Annotated in this window: 17 protein-coding genes and 1 pseudogene; 15 read left to right on the top strand and 3 right to left on the bottom strand. The window is 39.6% G+C overall.

Annotated features, from left to right (window positions below):
• Nucleotides 1-112 precede the first annotated feature (112 nt).
• Nucleotides 113-859: a PP-loop family protein gene (locus QX565_RS15575; protein ID WP_221648615.1), complete on the bottom strand. Its 747-nt coding sequence runs from the start codon at nt 857-859 to the stop codon at nt 113-115.
• A gap of 136 nt (nt 860-995) precedes the next feature.
• Between QX565_RS15575 and QX565_RS15570 the strand changes: the two genes are divergently transcribed.
• The 5 genes from QX565_RS15570 (at nt 996) to QX565_RS15550 (ending at nt 5,449) form a co-directional block, all read left to right on the top strand.
• Complete coding sequence (locus QX565_RS15570) at nt 996-2,426, top strand: tetratricopeptide repeat protein (protein WP_221648616.1); 1,431 nt, start codon at nt 996-998, stop codon at nt 2,424-2,426.
• 7 nt (nt 2,427-2,433) lie between these two features.
• The gene (locus QX565_RS15565; protein ID WP_002562060.1) at nt 2,434-2,904 is read left to right on the top strand and encodes an NfeD family protein; all 471 of its coding nucleotides are present in this window, start codon (nt 2,434-2,436) and stop codon (nt 2,902-2,904) included.
• 24 nt (nt 2,905-2,928) lie between these two features.
• A complete protein-coding gene (floA, locus tag QX565_RS15560; RefSeq protein WP_007484590.1) occupies nt 2,929-3,930 on the top strand; it encodes a flotillin-like protein FloA in 1,002 nt (333 codons plus the stop codon).
• Between the two features lie 113 nt (nt 3,931-4,043).
• On the top strand, nt 4,044-4,922 hold the full coding sequence (locus QX565_RS15555) for a nucleoside phosphorylase (protein WP_221648617.1): 879 nt from the start codon (nt 4,044-4,046) through the stop codon (nt 4,920-4,922).
• Nucleotides 4,922-5,449 carry a 3'-5' exonuclease gene (locus tag QX565_RS15550; protein WP_221648618.1) on the top strand — a complete coding sequence of 176 codons (528 nt, stop codon included), beginning with the start codon at nt 4,922-4,924 and terminating at the stop codon, nt 5,447-5,449. The genes QX565_RS15555 and QX565_RS15550 overlap by 1 nt, the downstream gene beginning before the upstream one ends.
• Here the strand turns inward: QX565_RS15550 and QX565_RS15545 are convergent.
• Together QX565_RS15545 and QX565_RS15540 are read right to left on the bottom strand one after the other, a co-directional pair.
• Nucleotides 5,433-6,083: an NAD(P)-dependent oxidoreductase gene (locus QX565_RS15545; RefSeq protein ID WP_221648619.1), complete on the bottom strand. Its 651-nt coding sequence runs from the start codon at nt 6,081-6,083 to the stop codon at nt 5,433-5,435. The two genes, QX565_RS15550 and QX565_RS15545, sit on opposite strands and share 17 nt — an antisense overlap.
• Before the next feature lie 86 nt (nt 6,084-6,169).
• A complete protein-coding gene (locus QX565_RS15540) occupies nt 6,170-8,053 on the bottom strand; it encodes a PAS domain-containing hybrid sensor histidine kinase/response regulator (protein WP_289293410.1) in 1,884 nt (627 codons plus the stop codon).
• A gap of 123 nt (nt 8,054-8,176) precedes the next feature.
• On the opposite strand from QX565_RS15540, the gene mnmE reads away from it, so the two are divergent.
• The 10 genes and pseudogenes from mnmE to QX565_RS15490 all read left to right on the top strand — a co-directional run bounded on the left by mnmE (nt 8,177) and on the right by QX565_RS15490 (nt 21,486).
• Entirely contained in the window at nt 8,177-9,574 is a 1,398-nt protein-coding gene (mnmE, locus tag QX565_RS15535; RefSeq protein ID WP_221648621.1) for a tRNA uridine-5-carboxymethylaminomethyl(34) synthesis GTPase MnmE, read from the top strand.
• A gap of 250 nt (nt 9,575-9,824) precedes the next feature.
• Nucleotides 9,825-10,433 carry a helix-turn-helix domain-containing protein gene (locus QX565_RS15530; RefSeq protein WP_289293408.1) on the top strand — a complete coding sequence of 203 codons (609 nt, stop codon included), beginning with the start codon at nt 9,825-9,827 and terminating at the stop codon, nt 10,431-10,433.
• Nucleotides 10,396-11,648, top strand: a pseudogene (locus tag QX565_RS15525) (DUF3987 domain-containing protein); the annotation flags it as partial. The gene QX565_RS15530 and the pseudogene QX565_RS15525, both read left to right, overlap by 38 nt.
• 490 nt (nt 11,649-12,138) lie before the next feature.
• Nucleotides 12,139-12,345, top strand: coding sequence for a helix-turn-helix domain-containing protein (locus QX565_RS15520; protein WP_414429673.1), 207 nt, complete (start codon nt 12,139-12,141; stop codon nt 12,343-12,345).
• Between the two features lie 6 nt (nt 12,346-12,351).
• Complete coding sequence (locus tag QX565_RS15515; protein WP_289293407.1) at nt 12,352-15,015, top strand: class I SAM-dependent DNA methyltransferase; 2,664 nt, start codon at nt 12,352-12,354, stop codon at nt 15,013-15,015.
• A gap of 3 nt (nt 15,016-15,018) precedes the next feature.
• Nucleotides 15,019-16,998, top strand: a complete 1,980-nt coding sequence (locus QX565_RS15510) for a DEAD/DEAH box helicase (protein WP_289293406.1) — start codon at nt 15,019-15,021, stop codon at nt 16,996-16,998.
• Between the two features lie 22 nt (nt 16,999-17,020).
• Nucleotides 17,021-17,290, top strand: a complete 270-nt coding sequence (locus QX565_RS15505; RefSeq protein ID WP_289293404.1) for a hypothetical protein — start codon at nt 17,021-17,023, stop codon at nt 17,288-17,290.
• 3 nt (nt 17,291-17,293) lie between these two features.
• On the top strand, nt 17,294-18,559 hold the full coding sequence (locus tag QX565_RS15500) for a GIY-YIG nuclease family protein (RefSeq protein ID WP_289293402.1): 1,266 nt from the start codon (nt 17,294-17,296) through the stop codon (nt 18,557-18,559).
• Nucleotides 18,560-18,596: 37 nt separating this feature from the next.
• A complete protein-coding gene (locus QX565_RS15495) occupies nt 18,597-20,411 on the top strand; it encodes a GmrSD restriction endonuclease domain-containing protein (protein WP_289293401.1) in 1,815 nt (604 codons plus the stop codon).
• A gap of 49 nt (nt 20,412-20,460) precedes the next feature.
• Nucleotides 20,461-21,486: a Fic family protein gene (locus QX565_RS15490; protein ID WP_289293400.1), complete on the top strand. Its 1,026-nt coding sequence runs from the start codon at nt 20,461-20,463 to the stop codon at nt 21,484-21,486.
• Nucleotides 21,487-21,498: the final 12 nt, after the last annotated feature.

The following is a 21,498-nucleotide window of genomic DNA, read 5'->3' as shown; positions in this document are numbered from 1 at the left end:
AAAACAAATCTTCGGTCGGGGAACGCCCAGCGGCAAGGGGCGGGACCACCCGTCCCGACGAGCGTTGGTTTTCAGTGTTTACAAACATAGTAACTATTTCTGTTTTAATCAGTTATTCTATTTTGTCGGGCAACAAATCTTCCTGTACATTCGTCATACTCCCCCATAAGCTATACCGTGCTTCTGGATTCATAGCTTCAAGCTGATGCAGTATTCCTTTCATATCGCTACGGCTTGACTGAGATTCATAAGGGCAATTTTTCACTTGCTTCTGGTAGGCGTGTAAAGCAGCCAGTTCTATTAAATCAGCCTCATGTACCAGGCACATCGGGCGTATAATTGTCATATCAAACTTCTTCATCACCAATCGTGGAGGCATCGTACTAAAAGCTCCCTGATAAGTAAGGTTCATCAACAATGTTTCCAGAATATCATCCATGTGGTGCCCTAAAGCTATCTTATTGCATCCCTGCTCTTTGGCAACCGTAAAAAGGGCTTTTCGCCTGTTCCAGGAACAAAGGAAACAAGGAGATTTACGGGTATCGGTAGAAGGATCGAACGAAGTTTCATATACCACCAAAGGTACTCCAAATGTTTCGGCATGTGCCCGCAAATATTCCAGATTACTCTGGTAAGGAATATTCTTCATCACGACGTGCACCGCTACCACCGAAAAGCGGGGTTTGAAGATACGTGCCCGCCTTCCCAACAGTTCGATCAAGGCCAGCGAATCTTTTCCTCCCGACAAACCGATAAGAATTTTATCGCCCTCCTCTATCAGGTTATATTGCACTACACCTTTATTAAACCGGCGCTCAATGCGGCGCAAAATTTGCTCTTCTTCTGTAAACTTTGTCATATCTTCAAAAATTGGCTGCAAAAGTAAGTGAAAAGAATGATTTAAAGAAGAATTAACATAATAGAATAACTTAAAAAAGGAATATTCGCGATTAATTTGTATTTTTGAACTTCTGAATAACAAGCCAAGACCCTATATGAAGAAAAAGCATATTTTATTCTTTCTTTTCTGTCTGATTCTCACAGGTATATCTGCACAGACGCTGGAGCAGGCAAAGACAATGTTTAATAAAGGACAATACGATCAAGCCAAACCTGTCTTTGAAAAATACGTCAAATCTCAAGCTGCCAATGGTAATTATAACCTATGGTACGGTGTCTGTTGTCTGAAAACCGGAGAACCGGACAAGGCGTTGAAATATCTGGAACTGGCAGTAAAAAAACGCGTTCCTACCGGCCAGCTTTATTTGGCCGAGAATTACAATGACCTGTATCGCTTTGATGAAGCTATTAAAAACTATGAAGCTTACATAGAAGATCTTACTAAGAAAAAAAGACCGACTGAAGAAGCTGAAAAATTATTGGAAAAAGCAAAATCCAACCTTCGCATGCTGAAAGGTGTGGAAGAAGTATGCGTGATTGACAGCTTTGTTGTAGATAAAGCGAACTTTCTTGATGCATATAAAATCAGCGAAGAATCGGGTAAACTGTTTTCATACAACAGCTTTTTCAAAACAGAGGGAGAACATCCGGGGACTGTTTACGAAACAGAACTCGCAAATAAAATATACTACGGCGAAAAAGATAAAAAAGGACTGCTCAATATTCTATCAAAGAATAAATTACTGAACGAATGGAGTAAAGGTATGGAGTTGCCGGGAAGTATTAATGCTTCAGGCAATACAAACTATCCATACGTACTGACAGACGGAGTAACGATCTACTATGCTTCGGACGGAGAAGGATCTATGGGTGGATATGACATTTTCGTGACGCGCTATAACACAAATACGGATACCTATCTTAGCCCCGAAAATGTAGGCATGCCTTTCAATTCGCCTTATAATGACTATATGTACGTCATCGACGAATACAACAACCTGGGATGGTTTGCCTCAGACCGTTATCAGCCGGATGGTAAGGTGTGTGTGTATGTATTCATCCCGAACGAATCAAAACAGGTGTACAATTATGAAGCAATGGACCCGAAACAAATCATAGCTCTGGCCCAACTTAAATCATTAAAAACAACCTGGAAAGACAAACAAGAGGTAAGCAATGCCAGAAAAAGACTGGAAGCTGCCATTAATCATAAGCCACAAGAACAATTTGTGGCCGACTTTGAATTCATCATTGATGATAACACAACGTATTATCACCTGGACGATTTCAAATCTCCACAGGCAAAAGAACAGTTTAAGAAATACCAGCAGAAGGAAAAAGACTATCGCCAGCAGGAAAGCAAACTGGACAGTCAGCGTCAGTGGTATGCACGTGCCAATAAAGAAGAAAAAACAAAAATGGCTCCATCTATCCTTGATCTTGAAAAACGGGTAGAACAAATGATCCGCGAACTGGACAAGGAGGCTATCGACATACGCAATACAGAAAAACAAAATCTAAAATAACAAAACTATGGATGTACTGATAATCGTTGTACTCATTATTGCCGCAGTAATACTTTTTCTGGTAGAACTGTTTGTTATCCCGGGAATTAGCGTGGCAGGCTTCGGAGCACTGGGTTGCATCATTTATGCCAATTATTATGCTTTCGCCTATATGGGTACGGGTGCAGGTTTTATCACTTTGGTGGTATCAGGAATCGCATGCATCGGTTCTCTCGTATGGTTTATGCGATCAAAAACGCTGGACAAACTGGCTTTAAAAAAAGACATCACATCCAAAGTAGACCGAAGTGCCGCCAATAAAGTAAAAGTAGGTGACACAGGAATTACCACTACCCGACTGGCACAAATTGGTTATGCAGATATCGACGGTAACATCATAGAAGTAAAATCGATGGACGGGCTACTGGATGAAAAGACACCGATAGTAGTTAACCGAATCACAGACGGAACTATTTTTGTAGAAAAACAGAAATCATAATATTCACTTAATTCAAAACTCATTATGAACGTCGAACCAATGTATCTGACTATCTTACTGATAGCGGGAGGTATTATTCTCCTGGTTCTTTTCTTTCATTACGTACCATTCTTCCTTTGGCTGTCAGCCAAGGTTTCGGGAGTAAACATCTCGCTGGTACAACTTTTCTTGATGCGCATCCGTAATGTTCCGCCGTATATTATTGTACCGGGCATGATTGAAGCCCACAAAGCCGGCCTGAGTAATATTACCCGTGACGAACTTGAAGCCCATTATCTGGCCGGAGGACATGTAGAGAGAGTAGTTCATGCGTTGGTTTCCGCTTCTAAAGCAAACATCGAACTCACCTTCCAGATGGCCACGGCTATCGACCTTGCCGGACGTGATGTGTTTGAGGCTGTTCAAATGTCTGTTAATCCGAAAGTAATCGATACACCTCCTGTTACGGCTGTAGCAAAAGACGGTATCCAGCTCATAGCCAAAGCACGTGTAACCGTACGTGCCAGCATTAAGCAGCTTGTGGGTGGTGCAGGTGAAGATACAATCCTGGCCCGCGTAGGTGAAGGTATCGTTTCGTCTATCGGTTCTTCGGAAAACCACAAGTCGGTACTCGAAAATCCGGATTCTATCTCCAAATTAGTACTTCGTAAAGGTCTGGATGCAGGAACAGCTTTTGAAATCCTGTCAATTGATATTGCCGATATTGATATAGGTAAAAACATCGGTGCAGCTCTACAGATAGATCAGGCAAATGCAGATAAAAACATTGCGCAGGCAAAAGCAGAAGAACGCCGTGCGATGGCCGTAGCTACCGAACAGGAAATGAAAGCAAAAGCAGAAGAGGCACGTGCCAATGTGATTCAGGCCGAAGCGGAAGTTCCGAAGGCAATGGCAGAGGCTTTCCGTAGCGGAAACCTCGGTATTATGGATTACTATAAAATGAAAAATATCCAGGCTGATACATCCATGCGGGACAACATAGCAAAACCAATGGGTGGAAACAGTAATAAACCACTGAGCGATTAGCCTGCTCACAATAATGTACACGGAGTTCCATAGAGTTTCACTTTTAATAAACACTTTGTGGAACTCTGTGTTATTTTATTAAGAACTTGTTTATAACTAAATCTTTGAACAGCATGAAAAAGTATTTTCCTTCCTCAGAGTTGATAATCAACGAAGACGGTTCAGTATTCCATCTTCATGTAAAACCCGAACAACTGGCAGACAAAGTAATACTTGTTGGAGATCCCGGGCGAGTAGCACTCGTAGCTTCTCACTTCGACAAAAAAGAATTTGAAGTGGAAAGCCGCGAGTTTAAAACCATCACCGGAACTTATAAAGGTAAACGTATTACCGTTGTTTCCACCGGTATTGGTTGCGACAATATTGATATTGTAATGAATGAACTGGACGCATTGGCAAACATCGACTTTCAGACCCGTGAAGAAAAAGAACATCTCCGCTCACTGGAACTGGTACGTATCGGTACTTGTGGGGGCTTGCAACCCAATACTCCGGTTGGCACCTTTGTTTGTTCACAAAAATCAATTGGTTTTGATGGCCTGCTCAACTTCTACGACGGTAGAAATGCAGTCTGTGATCTCGCTTTTGAACGCGCCTTCCTGAACCATATGGGATGGTCGGGCAATATGTGTGCACCTGCCCCTTATGTGATTGATGCAAATGCGGAACTGATTGACCGTATTGCTAAAGAAGACATGGTACGTGGTGTTACAATCGCTGCCGGTGGCTTCTTCGGCCCTCAGGGACGTGAACTGCGGGTTCCTTTGGCTGATCCTAATCAAAATGATAAAATTGAAAAGTTTGAATACAATGGTTTCAAAATAACCAATTTCGAAATGGAAAGCTCTGCGCTTGCCGGATTATCCAGATTAATGGGACACAGAGCGATGACCGTTTGCATGGTAATTGCCAACCGCCTTATTAAAGAAGCGAATACGGGATATAAAAACACCATTGATACACTGATAAAAACCGTTCTTGACAGAATCTAATGAATTTATCATTTGCCGCCATCGACTTTGAGACAGCTACAGGCTATATGGAAAGTGCCTGTTCGGTAGGCATTGTCACCGTTACAGACGGAGTGATTACAGATGAGTATTATAGTCTGATCCAACCGCCCGAAAACGTATATTGGCGATCAAATATCCTTGTACATGGCATCACTCCGGATATGACCGAATCATTACCGGGGTTTCATGCCATTTATCCTGAAGTACGGAAACGGTTACAAGGTAAAACAGTTGTTGCTCACAATGAACAATTTGACCGCAATGTGTTGAAACGTACCATGCGTATGTACCAGCTTGATTATGATGAGTTATTACTGCCCGAACGTTGGGAATGTACTCTGCGTATCTATCGCTCTTTAGGCTATAAACCTGCCAATCTGAGTGCTTGCTGTCAACGGCAAAACATTGATCTCACCCATCACGAAGCCCTCTCTGATGCCCGGGCATGTGCCAGACTCTATCTAAACTTTCTGGAAAGCCATCGTCCGGTCAATACCCTATGGTAAAACGTTCCTGATGATGTGCCGGTTTCTCTAACTCGTCAATCATAGCTGCTGCATAATCCTGCACCGAAATATGACTATTACCCACTACATCTACAACCATATCATCTTTGCCTAAACGATATCTGCCTGTACGTACGCCTGGCGCCATATCAGCAGCCGGTGAGAAGAATACCCAATCTATTTCTTTTTCTTTTTTCAGGAAATTAAGATAAAAATCGCTCAAAGCTTTGACTCCCGGCAATAACTTCTCAGGAACTTCACCAGAATCGACCAGACGGAGACCCGGAGCAATAAACAACGAACCAGCACCACCTACCATCAGAAAACGGTTCACGCCTGATTTTTTTACTCCATCAATTATTGTCAGATAAACTTTAATTGTTTCATCATATATATTGGGATTATCCCATCCGGGATTAAAGGCACTGATCACAGCATCGGCTCCCTTACAGACTTCATAAACCTCATCGAGAGAAGAAACATCTGCTTTCTTGACTACTAAATGTTCATTCTCGATTTTTATCTTGTCCGGATTACGAACTACGGCCGTCACATGAAAATCACGATTCAAAGCTTCATTAAGGATAGCCGAACCTACAAAACCACTGGCCCCTATCAATACTATCTTCTTCATATTACAAATTATTTGAGTGTTCAATTTATTATTTTATCAATAGTATAACACGTTACATTTCAAATTGTTGTAATATAAAAAAGTAATCAGAGGTACTTTTCGATCGTACTTTTCAGCTGTTCTATTGAATAAGGTTTGGAGACAACCTCATTGCACCCCGCAGCAAGCGCCTGCTTCTGTTCTATATAGAAAGCATTTGCCGTCACGGCTATGATCGGAATATCAGCAGATACCGCACGGATTTTCTCTGTGGCTTTAATACCATTCATCACCGGCATACGAATATCCATCAGTATCAGATCTGGTTTCTCATGCAAGAAACGGTTCACAGCCTCTTCACCATTTGTCACCCACGAAAGAGTATAATCTTTCTTTAGCAAAGCATTGATCTGCATAAAGTTGGTTTCTACATCTTCTGCTACCAATATCCGCTTCCGTCCCTCCTGATAATCAGATTCAGTAATGGTTAAGTCTACCTGCTGGTAAGGTAAATACATAGCAAAGGTACTCCCCTCGCCTACTTCGGATTCTACATTTATTTTCCCGCCAAGACGCTCTACAAGACTCTGACAGATGGATAACCCCAACCCAGTACCTTGTACAAAATCATTCAGTTTCTCAAAACGGGTAAATATCAGGGGAAGTTTCTCTTTGGGAATTCCACATCCGGTATCACTGACAAACAGTTTCAGCCAATCTTTCTCCACACACATTCCGATTGTAATACATCCCTGCCTGGTGTTCTTAATGGCATTCGACAGAAAATTAAATAATATCTGAGTAACCCGGTTACGATCGGTTGTAATCCATATTTTCTCTTGCGGACGTGTAACTCTTAACTCAATTTCATCGCTGATTTTTAACCGGTGTACTTTCTCAACTTCATCAATCAGTGAAGTCATCTCCACCAGTTGAAAATGTATCTCTGATTTGCCGGACTCAATACGTGATAAATCGAGGATATCATTGATCAATTGGAGCAACACATTGCTATTTTTCCGAATGATACCAATGTATTCTTCTTTTTCCTCCTGAGCTTCTGTCAAAGCTATAATTTCGGCAAAGCCAACAATAGCATTCAAGGGAGTACGGATCTCATGACTCATATTAGCCAAGAAAACAGATTTCATACGATCTGCCTCTTCCGCTTTTCTTTTGGCTTCAATCAGTTCCTGGGCATGTTGCACCCGCTCTCCGATATCATGAATTAAAGCCAAGACTTTATTATCTTCAAATGGGGCGATACGAGCTTGGAAATAATGCCTGCCATCTTCAGCATCCAGCGGATACTCAATCTCTTTTAACCGCCCTTCTTTCAGGCACTCGTGTATATTACGAATAAATAAGTCACTTACTTCCGGATTGTAAATAGAACGTCCGTCAGCTCCTTTCAACACCTCTACCGGATGAAGTAACACAGTATCGGATGCCATCAGCACATCAGTGATGAAAAAGTTATCATCAAAAATAAATATAAACTCCGGCAAAGCTTCAATCACTTTCCGGTTTCTTGCTTCCAGACGTCTTATGTGCTGCTCTTTTTCACATTGCGAAGTAACATTGATAGTATAGGCTATTATCTTTTCCGGATATCCATCTTTATCTTTCTGATAAGAAAGGAAGTGGTCTTCCAGCCAAATAACTTGCCCTTTATTACCGATACAACGTACCCGTATCTGGGACGTTTTTGTTTCAGAATCGAGCATGCGGGAGAAAGCATTCCGGTAAGGAACAATGTCCTCCGGATAGGCATACCGATAGAAATCATCAATATCTTTAAAAATGATACCTGCCTCTTTTAATCCTAATATACGAAAGTAGTCATCTGTAAAACTACATTCACCTGTTGCAATATCATATTCCCACAGTGCAATTTGGTGTGCAGACAAAACAGAGGTCATTTTTTGAAATTTGTCTCTTAGTTTTTCAATATATTCTTCTTTGAAAAAAGAATCAGCTTCAGCTATCATAAAAGTACATTTTGTTTTGTTGTATGGATAGCAAAGATAAGAATAATAAAGAATAACTTGCATTAAAAGTTATTCCTTTTTTCTACAGAAAATCCTATCTTTGCCTTTCAAAATGAAAAAATAATGAATCAAGACACCATTTGTGCTATAGCCACCGCCCAAGGAGGAGCTATCGGAAGTATCCGCGTCTCTGGTCCCGATGCCATAACTATTACTGAACGTATTTTCACTCCAGCTAAAGTAGGGAAGCAACTATCTGATAAAAAGCCATATACATTAACTTTCGGACATATATACAATGAGAAAGAGATTGTGGATGAAGTACTTGTCAGCTTGTTTCGTGCCCCCCACTCCTATACTGGGGAGGACAGTACTGAAATTACGTGTCATGGCTCTACCTATATTCTTCAGCAGGTGATGCAACTGCTTATCAAAAACGGCTGTCGTATGGCTCAACCCGGAGAATATACACAAAGAGCTTTTTTGAACGGCAAGATGGACCTCAGCCAGGCAGAAGCTGTGGCAGACCTGATTGCTTCAACCTCTGCTGCTACCCACCGTTTAGCCATGAGCCAGATGCGTGGCGGCTTTAGTAAAGAATTAGCTGACCTCCGTGGAAAACTTCTCGACTTCACATCTATGATCGAACTCGAGCTGGATTTCAGTGAAGAAGATGTGGAGTTTGCAGACCGTTCCGCATTACGCCATTTAGCAGATGGGATAGAACAGGTTATCACTCGCCTGGTTCATTCGTTCAGTGTAGGAAATGCTATAAAAAATGGTGTTCCGGTAGCTATTATAGGTGAAACCAATGCAGGAAAATCGACCCTATTGAATGTTCTGTTGAATGAAGATAAAGCCATCGTCAGTGATATTCACGGCACAACCCGTGATGTCATTGAAGATACTGTAAACATAGGTGGCATCACTTTCCGCTTTATAGATACTGCCGGAATTCGTGAGACTAATGATACTATCGAGAGTTTGGGTATTGAACGTACCTTCCAGAAACTGGATCAGGCCGAAATTGTGCTTTGGATGATTGATGCAACAGACGCGAAATCACAAATGGAAGAGCTTTCAGGTAAAATTCTCCCACGTTGCCAAAATAAACATCTGATCGTAGTATTTAATAAATCTGACCTGATCAGAGAAGAACAAAAGAAAGATATAATTTCTCTTCTATCAAGTTTCTCCAAAGAAGACGTGAGTTCAATCTTTATTTCTGCAAGACAACGATCAGGTACTGACGAATTACAACAAACACTGATCGAAGCCGCCCACCTCCCAACGATCACACAAAATGATGTAATCGTCACAAATGTTCGCCATTATGAGGCTCTATCCCGTGCACTGGATGCCATACACCGAGTACAAAACGGATTGGATGCGAATATTTCCGGAGATTTTTTAGCACAGGATATACGAGAATGTATCTTCCACCTGTCGGATATAGCAGGAGAGGTAACAAACGATATGGTACTTCAAAATATATTTCAGCATTTTTGCATCGGGAAGTAATTGGTGATTACCAACGATTAGCATAGATTACTATTGACTAATAAGGCGTTGAAATTCAACGCCTTTCTTTTTGCTCGTATCTGCGATAGTGATCGTTGCTACTTGTTTTTCAGCTCATTTTTGTACCGTATTTGGGTCTCGGAGGTTTGCAACCGAAAACTGATTGGAAAGGTGATAGAGAAACTTTACGCCATTTTACACGGTTTTACGGGATTTTACGGAAATAACAGAGAACTAATACGAATTAAAAATGAGTAGTAACATTGACATCAAAAAGATTTGTAACTGGTGCAGTGCAGAATTTATCGCCCATAAGACTACGACTACATGCTGTTCGCACAGGTGTGTAAATGCATTGTACAAAAAGAAAAAGCGAGATGAAGTAATCAAGGCAAACAATCAGTTTACAGAGAAAATCATACTCGAAAAGCCCATTGAAAAGATAAAGGACAAACCGTTTATCACAATCACAGAAGCTGCCGTTTATTTAGGAGTCACCCGTCCTACTTTATACAGCTATCTAAAAAATGGTGAGTTGAAAGCTACTCGATTGGGATGTAAATATTTACTGCGAAAAAACGATATTGACGAGCTATTCAACCGTCCGACAGAATTTCGTATCCAATCAAAGGAACGTGCTCCTATCACCGAGTTCTACACTACAGCCGAAGTCAAAGAGAAATACAATGTAGTCGATTCATGGATCTTTGTTGTTGCCAAGAAGCACAACATTGCTCGAACCTTTAATCGTGGCAAACCTATTGGAGCAAAAAACACATTGATTACTATTTCTCGAAGAAAGCTACTGCTAATCCGGAAGAATGAATATGTCTTTTGCAGGCACAGAATTTCCGGTTGAGATATTTCCATCCAAGATTCAACAAATTATACATGAGGTATATGAGTGTCAAAGTTATCCTATTGATTATACGGCCGCTTCTATCCTGACCGCCATTGCAGCAGGAATAGGCAATACCCACCTTATCCAAATGAAACAAGGTTGGGTAGAAAGTACCATTCTGTTTGTAGCATTGATCGGCCGGCCAGGTGCAAACAAAAGCCATCCCCCTCAGCTTTGCCATGAAGCCCTTTATTAACTTCGACTATCAGCAAAATCTGGAATTTGGGAAACTGTATGCTAAGTATGAGCAAGATATATCTATGAGTAAAAAAGAACGTCAGGATGCCGGCGCTGAGGAATCTCCACAAGAACCAATCCGTAAACGCTTTCTGGTTTCGGACATTACACCCGAAGGGTTGAGTTATATCCATGCACAGAATAAACGTGGGCTTTGCCTCTGGTCGGACGAACTTTCGGCATGGTTTAAAAACTTCAACCCTTATAATAATGGTTCGAAAGAACAGTTCTGGCTGTCGATATTCAGTGCTAAGACTGTTATTTCCGATAGAAAGAATGCTAAAAGCTCCATTTTCATCACCCGCCCATTCATTCCGGTGATCGGCACCATCCAGAAAAAGATTCTCAGCGATTTAGCTCATGGCGACCGTTCAAGCAACGGATTACCGTATCCTATTCATCATGCCCGCCATTCAGCAAAAAGCCCGATGGAACGAGAAAGATATTTCTCCCGATTTGGAATCCCAATGGCATACACTACTAAATGGTCTTATCAACATTGAGTGCTCATTTAATGAGAACAATGAGATTCAACCTTTAATCGTAACCTTTAGCGAAGAGGCTCGCAGACTATTGTATAAATGGCAGCATAACCACACAGACCTATGCGATAATCTCAGCAATGAAATGCTTTTAGGAATATATTGTAAACTGGAAATCTATATCATTCGCTTTTGCTTGGTGATACAGATAATCCGTTGGCTCTACGGAGAATGCGGCAAAGATCAGGTAGACACGGAAACCGTTCAACGAGCGATTCTGCTAACTGAATATTTCAAACAAACTGCTACCAGAGTACAAAACCTAATGAACGAAACGGCTCTTACGGTTCAACAGCAATCCATTCTATTTCAACTCCCGGAACTTTTCACCACTGCGCAAGGCATAGAAGTAGTAGCCTGTCAAGGGATGAAAGAACGGGCTTTCAAAGAATTTCGAAGCCTTCATTCCATAGAGTTGAAATCTTCAAAGGTGGTCATTGCATTGGTCTCGCTCACTGTTGCATTGCTCAGCTCGGTATGCTACAACCTCTATCAGTTCTCAGCAAACAGCCGTTTGAGTGATAATGATATTAAGTTCCGCTACATCAAAATATTTGGTGAAATCACCAGCGAAAACCTGCTGAAACTCGAAACCATCTTTGAGTACAAGCGTGAGAAACAGAAGCAACACTCCATACGTCGGATGGTTGAAGAGCATGAACAACGTGTAGAACAGCGAGCCCGAGAACTTGAACAAGCCCGGCTCAAGGAGACACAAGCCGAACAACTGCGACAGGAAGCAGATAAAATTAAACAAAAGAAGTAGTTAGTCAATAAGTTGAAAAGATGGAGAAAATAAAAAGTCTTCATCTTTTCGCTATTATATAGCGGGATATTTCATATCTTTATAGCCAAATAAAAGAAAACATCAATATTTAATTGATATGAATCGAATAAAAGAAGTCCTCGAAGAAAAGGGCATCAAGCAAACATGGCTTGCGGAAAAGATTGGCAAAAGTTTTAGTCAAACGAATGCTTATGTCTGTAATCGCCGTCAACCTAGCTTGGAGGTATTGTTTCAGATAGCAGAACTATTAAACGTAAATCCCAAAGACTTGTTAGCAGAACATGATAAGTCATCTAACGAATAATATAATATGGCAACGACAATCAGTTATCAAGATATAGAAAAAAGGCTCACATCATTCAAAGAATCTTTTCCTATTGAAGAAATACCTTATATCTTATTAAAAGCCTTTGGCACTACAGATGCATATATCAAAAGATACAAAGATGGTAAAGGTATTATTTCCGGTTTCAATGGTGTATTGATTAAAGGTTTGCTTGCATACCGTCAAGTGGCGACAGAAGCTCTTATTTCCGAACTGGAGATCATGAAAAATGATCCGGTTGTGCTACGTGCAAAACCACGCTTATTGATTACCTCCGATGGAAGCTCTATTCAGGCTTATGATCCTAAGGAAAAAGAGTCGTACGACAATAAACTAAAAGCTCTATGGCTGGACTTTCAATTCTTTTATCCATTGGCAGGAGTAGAACGTTACCGAGGTGTTGACGAGAATCCGGCCGATGTAAAAGCTGCCGAGAAGATGGCCAAGCTTCATGATGAAATTCGCCGATACAATGAATTCTCATCAGGCGACGATTTACACGATCTGAATATCTTTATGACTCGCTTGCTTTTCTGCTTCTTTGCTGAAGATACCGGAATATTCGAAGAGAATCTGTTTACTGCTTCCATCAGTCGCTATACCCAAGAAGACGGCTCCGATCTTTCTGAATATTTGAGTGCTTGTTTCAATATAATGGATAAGGATTTGAGAGTAGGGGTTCCTTCTGTTATCACCCAATTTCCTTATGTCAATGGAGGATTATTTCATAAACAAATATCTATTCCCAAGATGGGATATAGAGCCCGAAAGCTGATCCTTGAATGCGGTGGACTGAACTGGAAAGATATTAATCCGGATATTTTCGGTTCTATGATTCAGGCTGTAGTCTCCCCCAGTCAACGAGGTTCGTTGGGAATGCACTATACAAGTGTCCCCAACATCATGAAAGTTATCCAGCCGTTGTTTCTTGACGATCTTTACGAGGAGTTTACAAAGGTTAAAGACAGTGTAAAAGGTTTGCGCCAACTACTAGTTCGCATCTCTAAGATGAAATTCTTTGACCCTGCCTGCGGAAGTGGTAATTTCTTAATCATCGCTTATAAAGAGTTACGTAAACTTGAAATCTTAATCTGGAAACAAATATCATCCCTAAAAGGACAATACGAAATTCCCTTTGTCAACATCCAGTTAAATCAATTTTATGGAATAGAGATTGACGATTTTGCTCACGAAGTGGCCATGCTTTCTCTTTGGCTGGCAGAGCACCAAATGAACTGTATGTTTACACGTGAATTTACAAATGTGCAGATTCCAGCACTTCCTTTGCGCACAAATGGGAATATTGTTCAAGGGAATGCTTGCCGGGTGGATTGGAATGAGGTTTGCCCACATACAGGGGATGAAGAGGTATTTGTCTTTGGAAACCCACCTTATTTAGGTAGTAGTATGCAGAGCTCAGAGCAAAAAGGGGATAAAGAGTATGTCCTTGGAAATTTGAATAGTTACAAAGACCTAGACTACATTGCTTGCTGGTTCTATTTAGGTGCTGTATATATACATAAGACAACTGCTAAATATGCTTTTGTAAGTACAAACAGCATATGTCAGGGTGAACAAGTTGCTATGTTATGGAAGCCTATTTTGGGCTTAAACTTAGAAATCAACTTTGCTTATACTTCATTTAAATGGGATAATAATGCTAAAGGAAAAGCTCAAGTCATAGTTATTATTGTGGGAGTTACATCTATATCAACCTCAAAGAAACTCCTATTCAACAATGAACAATGTAGATTTGTGAAGAATATTAATTGCTATTTGTTGGAAGGGAATAATACTATTGTTGTAAAAAGAAGCTCAAATCCATCAATATCAATACAATCCGTATCTGGAAACAAAGCAACTGATGACGGAAAACTAATATTGAATGTTGATGAAAAAAATGAATTGATCAAAAAATACGGGAATACTGTCAGTAAATATATTTATCAATTCACTGGTTCAAAAGAATTTATTCGTGGAGAATTAAGATATTGCTTGATGATTTCAAATGAAGAATTCAAAGAAGCTGATAAAATCCCTGAATTACACAACCGTTTTGAACATATAAGGAGTTTTAGACTAAAAAGTACAGAAAATGCAACCCGAATAACTTCAGAAAGACCTTATAGTTTCTTTTTTTCCTCGTACAGGAAAGAAAAGTCAATTATAATTCCAGCCACATCATCAGAAAATAGAGCATATATTCCGATGGGGATATTGAATTCCAATGTTGTTGTCTCAAATTCTGCAAATGTTGTTTATGGTGCTACATTATGGCTTTTTGGCATTCTCACCAGCAAAATGCACATGGCTTGGGTTAAAACCGTTGGAGGAAGACTAAAAACAGATTACCGCTATTCTGCTCAACTTTGCTACAACACCTTCCCTTTCCCCAAAATATCCAAAGAGAAAGAAAAGCAAATCGAATCTGCCGCAGAGGAAGTCCTTTTATGCCGTGAAGACTATCCTGATAAAACGTTAGCAGATCTTTATGATCCGGATAAAATGCCGGACAATCTTCGCCAAGCACATCATGCGTTAGACTTGATTGTAGAGAGTTGCTATCAAGACAAACCATTCGAGAATGATGAAGAACGATTGGAGTGCCTGTTCAAGTTATATGAGAAAATGACTAAAAAAGAAAAATAGATTATGAAAGCCGAAAATATAGTAGACATTACATACGAACAAACCGGACAATCCACCAATACCAATAAACTGGGTATGCGTGAGATGCAAGATAAAGTATATGAATGCAAAGACAAGCAATACTTACTTGTCAAAGCACCACCCGCATCCGGTAAAAGTCGAGCTATGATGTTTGTTGCACTCTATAAAATGCAATATCAAGGCATTCAAAAGGCCATTGTATCAGTACCTGAAAAAACCATTGGCGGCTCCTTTAAAAATACAAATTTAAAAGAGTTTGGCTTCTTTGCCGATTGGACTGTCGCACCTTATTATAATTTATGTGGCGGAGACGATGAAAGCAATAAAGTGGGACGGTTCAAAGAGTTTCTCCAAGACAAAGCGGCCAAAACACTTGTGTGTACACACTCTACACTACGCTATGCTTTCAAGGATTTGGACGACGAATGTTTCAATGATACATTAATTGGTATCGATGAATTCCATCATACTTCAGCAGACGCTGACAGCGGATTGGGAGACATCGTACGCCGACTCATAGTCAATACCAATGCTCACATACTAGCCATGACTGGTTCGTATTTTCGCGGAGATGGAGTTCCAGTGCTACGTGCAGAAGATGAAGCGAGATTTCACCCGGTAACCTACAACTACTATCAGCAACTGAATGGCTATCAATATCTAAAGAATCTGGCTATTGGATATAAATTCTATCAAGGCAACTATTTAGATGCCATATCAGAAGTGCTAGATACTACCAAGAAAACTATTATTCACATTCCTTCAGTCAATTCGCGTGCAGCTACTGGACTAGGCAAGCATACAGAAGTAGATGAAATCATACAAAAGATTGGTACTGTTAGATATACAGACTATAATACCACGATTAAATATGTTGTTACTCCAGATGGCAGAGAATTAAAAATAGCAAACCTCGTAGAGGAAACTACCTCTGAACGTGAAACACTTCAACGTTATCTCCGTAACATAAAAAAGAAAGAAGATGTAGATATTATCATAGCACTTGGAACAGCAAAGGAAGGATTCGACTGGAAATGGTGTGAACATTGCCTCACGATTGGAGTTCGAGGGTCATTGACAGAAATTGTGCAGATTATAGGTCGATGTACCCGCGACTGTGAAGGAAAAGAGACTGCTCAATTTACAAATCTGATTGCAATGCCCAATGCTAAACAAGAAGATGTAACCGTAGCTGTCAATGATTTACTAAAAGCAATAACGGCTTCACTTCTGATGGAACAAGTAATGGCACCATCTTGGAAGTTTAGGACAGCCAAAGAGGCAAAAGAAGGGGCAGAAGGCGGCGAGGGTGATAAACGTACACTTATTGTAGAAGGATTGAAACCGTTATCCTCAGAAAAAACAAAAACGATAGTCGCCGAACAATTAGACGACTTGAAAGCAACTATCCTACAAGATGATATGATTGTAAAAGCAATGGCATCTGATACCTACGCAGAAACTATCAACAAAGTACTTATTCCTAAAATTATCAAGGAGAAATATCCGGATTTAACAGCTGATGAAGTAGAAGAAGTTCGTCAACGCACTATCTTAGACACCATCGTAAAAGGGAACAACGTAGAGGTACAACCAGACGGACAACGCCTGTTACGACTGACCAATAAGTTTATCAACATTGATAAATTGTCTATCAATATTATTGATACAATCAATCCTTTCCAAAGAGCCTATGAAATTCTTTCGAAACAGGTGAATGCCAGAATGCTGAAAGTGATTCAAAATACGATTGCTGAACAAAAATACGACATGAGCATTGAAGAGGCTATCCTTCTTTTCAAAGGTCCATTGAAGCAATATGTAGTTGCCAACAATGGGCAACTTCCTGATATCAATCATCCTAATCTGAAAGTACAAAGGCTGGCACAAGCCTATCTAAAGATTAAGAATCAGAAAATCAGAAAAGAAATGGGATTGGAATACGATCCAAAGAGTAATTAATTTATAAATAAAAGAGTGTCCCATGGAATATCCCAAAGAGCTTGAAGAATTATTTAATGATCCTCTCTTGGCAGATGTCAGACCTGCTCCTAAGCCACTGACAGCAGATGACCGTTTGGCTGAGAAACTCTTGTGCATTAATGAGTATATAAAGCGAACAGGGCATTGGCCCTTGCCTGAAGGAGGTTTTGAAGAAAAGAAACTTTGTCGAAGTCTGGAGGCCATACAGAATCATCCTTCAGTGTCTTCATTAAAGGAATATGATGAATTCAACTTGTTAAATATAGAGTAGCTTATGGAAATAGATGACATCAATAAAGAATTGGAGGAGCTATTTAAAGACCCCATATTAAAGATAACAGATGAGGAGAAAGCCCTTTTTACTTTTCCGGAAGTCCTAAAGGCAAAGAAAGAGCGTAAAGAAGCTGATTATGTAGCTCAGCGGGTTATTTGTGAAAATTTTGCTGATTATGAATCTGGATTTAAGCAAATCCATAAAGATCTACGTGAAGGCAAACGAATGCTGAAAAGATATACAGGCGAATCTGCTATTCAAGCCGGACATTATTATGTATTAAACGGGGTAGTGGTTTATCTGGATCAGCTGATAAAAATGAGAAAAGAGAACAGAACAGGCGGACACCTTGATGGACGGACGCGCCTTATATATGAAAACGGAACTGAATCTGATATAAAATTCAGAACCTTAGGGAAGAGCATACAAATAGATGGATTCATTATTACAGAGAGTACAGATACTGATGAAGCTGCTTTAGAAGTACGTTTCAATAATATAGAAAGTTCTGATATTCCGGATGGATATATATATGTACTATCTTCCTTATCTACTGATTCACAAATACAAGGAAAAAAAGACTTATATAAAATCGGTTTCTCAACAACAACAGTTGAAGAACGGATAAAGAATTGTGAATATGAGCCAACTTATCTAATGGATAAAGTGAAAATAGTTTCGGTATGGAAAACCTTTAATATGAAGACAAACGTATTCGAAAACATTATCCATCAGTTTTTTAAATCCGTACAATTCAAAATTAAGGTTAGAGATATATCGGGGAACGAAACTATACCTCAAGAATGGTTCGTTGTGCCATTAGGGATTATTGAACGAGTGGTAGAAATGATTATTGATGGTTCCGTTGTTGACTATAGATATAATCCAACCATGCAAGTACTCGAAAAAGTTGAAAAAGAAAAAAGAACAGCAAGTGAAAAAGTAGATACAACTGGCTGGTCTATCCTAACACTGCGAATCAAACAGATTTATTTTGACTTGATCCTAAAAGGAGAAAAAACGGTTGAATACAGAGATATGAAACAAAGCCAAATAGGCAAATACACATGGGTAGAACAAGATACAGGCACTAGATATTTACGCAAGTTTGATGCATTGCGTCTATTTGTTGGAAATACAGCCGGCGGAGGAGACAGAATGTTGGTCGAAGTTATAGATACTCAATATAATCCGGATTCCAGACAGGTGGAGTATTTGCTGGGGAAGGTTTTGGAAGTTGATATCAAATCCAACTCAAATAAATAAAACACCTAATTCTAAAAATAGAAAATACTAAGTGGTTATGGCTGAAAAATATAACGCATCCAATATAGCATTAGAGCAAATCCTGAACTTCATTAAGTCCGGTGAAATTGCTATCCCTGAAATTCAACGCCCTTTTGTCTGGAAACCTCGACAGGTACGCGATTTGATAGACTCATTATATACAGGCTATCCAACCGGATATCTTATTATCTCTCAAAGTCCCAATATGAAATTGAAGGACGGCACTCTTTCTGAGGGAAAAAAGATAATGATAGATGGACAGCAACGGGTAACTGCACTGATGACTGCCATTATGGGAATGGAAGTTATCAATGCCAACTTCGAGAGGAAAAGAATAAAAATAGCATTTAATCCTCTGGCTAATCCTGAAAACGAGGAAGAAATATTCAAAGTACAAGATAATGCCATTTTGAGAGATAAACGCTGGATTGCAGATATTGCAGAAGTTTTTAAACCGACTTTTGATCTATGGCAGTTCGTAAATCAATATTGTACTGCAAATACTGAGATTAGAGGAAGCGAACTGAATAAAATTCTCATGCAATTAATGGATATCAAGAACCGTCAAATAGGTGTAATTACATTAAACAGAGAGCTCACCATTGACGAAGTTACAGAGATCTTCATTCGCATCAACAGCCAAGGGGCAAAACTGAACCAAGCAGACTTTGCCATGTCAAAGATTGCAGCCAATACGAACTATGGTGGCAACGTACTAAGAAAAGCTATCGACTATTTCTCTCATCTAGCTATTCAGCCTGATTGGTATGGTGATATGTGTAAAGATACAGAATTTATGGCGACTCCATTTGCTAACAAATTAAAGTGGCTGAAAGATGATCGTGAAGATATATTTGATCCTGATTATAATGACATCCTTCGAATAGCTTTCATGTATAAGTTCAATCGTGCCAAAATGAAGGACTTGGTAAGTTTGTTAGGAGGACGCTATTTCGAGACACGTGAATACAAAGAAGAAATTGCAGAAGCTTCATTCCAAAAACTCACAGAAGGGGTTATGGATTTCATGAACGAGTATGCCTTTTCGAACTTTGTATTAACAATTAAGTCAGCCGGATTTATCAGTAATAAATTGATAAACTCACAAATGACACTTGATTTCGCCTATACACTTTATCTCTTACTCCATGCTGATCCTAATATTGACAATGCAAAAATTAAGCACTACGTTGCTAAATGGTATGTCATGACAACTTTAACCAGCAGATATATCACCTCTCCTGAGAGTGTTATGGATACAGATATCCGTAGAATTAAAGAAAGAGGGTTTGTAGCATACTTCGAGGAAGTTGAAGCCGCTAACTTATCTGAAACATTTTGGAATGTAGGATTAGTCCAAAACCTAGAAACATCTGCTATCAACAGCCCATATTTTAATACGTATCTAGCTGCACAAATTTATAATGGAGACAATGCTCTATTTACAAATGGAGGTAAGGTTAGTGACTTGATTACCGTTATTGGGGATGTTCATCACATATTCCCCAAAAAGTATCTGATTAGAAATGGCTGGACGGATAAATCGAAATACAATCAAATAGCAAACTACACCTACCTTGATACACAAGTTAATAAAGCGGTATCCGATGATGCACCCAGTATTTATTTCCGCAAAGCATTCGAACAATGTGAAACCAAACAACTAATTTATGGCAATATTGTGGACTTAGATGTGCTTCGTAAGAATTTGCGAGAAAATTGTATCCCGGAAGATATAGTGGAGATGGAGAAATCAAACTATGACGCTTTTTTGAATGAGCGACGTAAATTAATGGCGCAGAAGATAAAAGTGTACTATTATAGTTTATAAAAGAGACTATATGCAGTTCATACACAATATAACAAAACGATAATGATTCATGACTAGAGAACAGAAAATATTATCCTTGTTGGCTCAGTTTAAAGAACTGGGTATAGACCAGCAGATAGATTATAACAAGTTCTATCTATACTCTCTTATTACTCATTCAACAGCCATTGAGGGTTCAACTGTCACTGAAATTGAGAATCAACTGCTGTTTGATGAAGGCATCAGTGCCAAAGGTCGCTCGATGACTGAGCAGCTCATGAACTTAGACTTGAAAGCGGCATACGAACAATCGATCGTCTTTGCAAAGAGCCATAGCGATATTTCTGTTAATATGCTGAAAAAGCTATCTTCTATCGTTCTGAAGAATACAGGCACAATATACAATACTCCATTGGGTGAATTTTCGTCTGCGAATGGAGATCTACGTTTACTGAATGTCACAGCTGGCACCGGAGGACGTTCTTATATGAATTATTCTAAGGTACCGGCAAAACTGGCAGAACTTTGCGAAAGTATCAATCAAAGGCGAAAAACTCTTTCAAAGGCAAATGTTATTGAATGCTACAAACTAAGCTTCGATGCTCACTTCCATTTAGTAACTATCCACCCTTGGGCTGATGGAAACGGTAGAATGTGTCGATTGCTGATGAATCAGTTGCAGTTTGAATACGGGATTATCCCTTCCAATATCAACAAAGACCGTAAAGCCAAATACATAGAGACTCTTATCGCTACTCGTGAAAACGAGGATATAGAGCTATTTCGCAACTTTATGTTTGATGAGCATATCCGTAACTTAGAACAGGTAATCCATAATTATCAAGCTTCCATAGAAGATGAAGGTTTAGAACCTCGCGTTGATGTCGGTATAAATGTCGGTATAAATGTCGGTATAAACGAACAACGTACATTAGAACTTATCCGAATTAATAATCGGATAACTGCAAAAGAGGTTGCCGAATCGCTCTCGGTATCCTTACGACAGGGTGAGCGTATTATGGCAACATTAAAAGAGAAAGGTTTAATTATGCGTGTCGGCTCTAATAAATCGGGGCGTTGGGAAGTTATTGGTTAATATATAAAATCG

It is taken from the genome of Bacteroides sp. 41_26, assembly GCF_949740115.1.
Lineage (GTDB): Bacteria > Bacteroidota > Bacteroidia > Bacteroidales > Bacteroidaceae > Bacteroides > Bacteroides nordii.
This window is presented reverse-complemented; position numbering and strand designations above follow the sequence as displayed.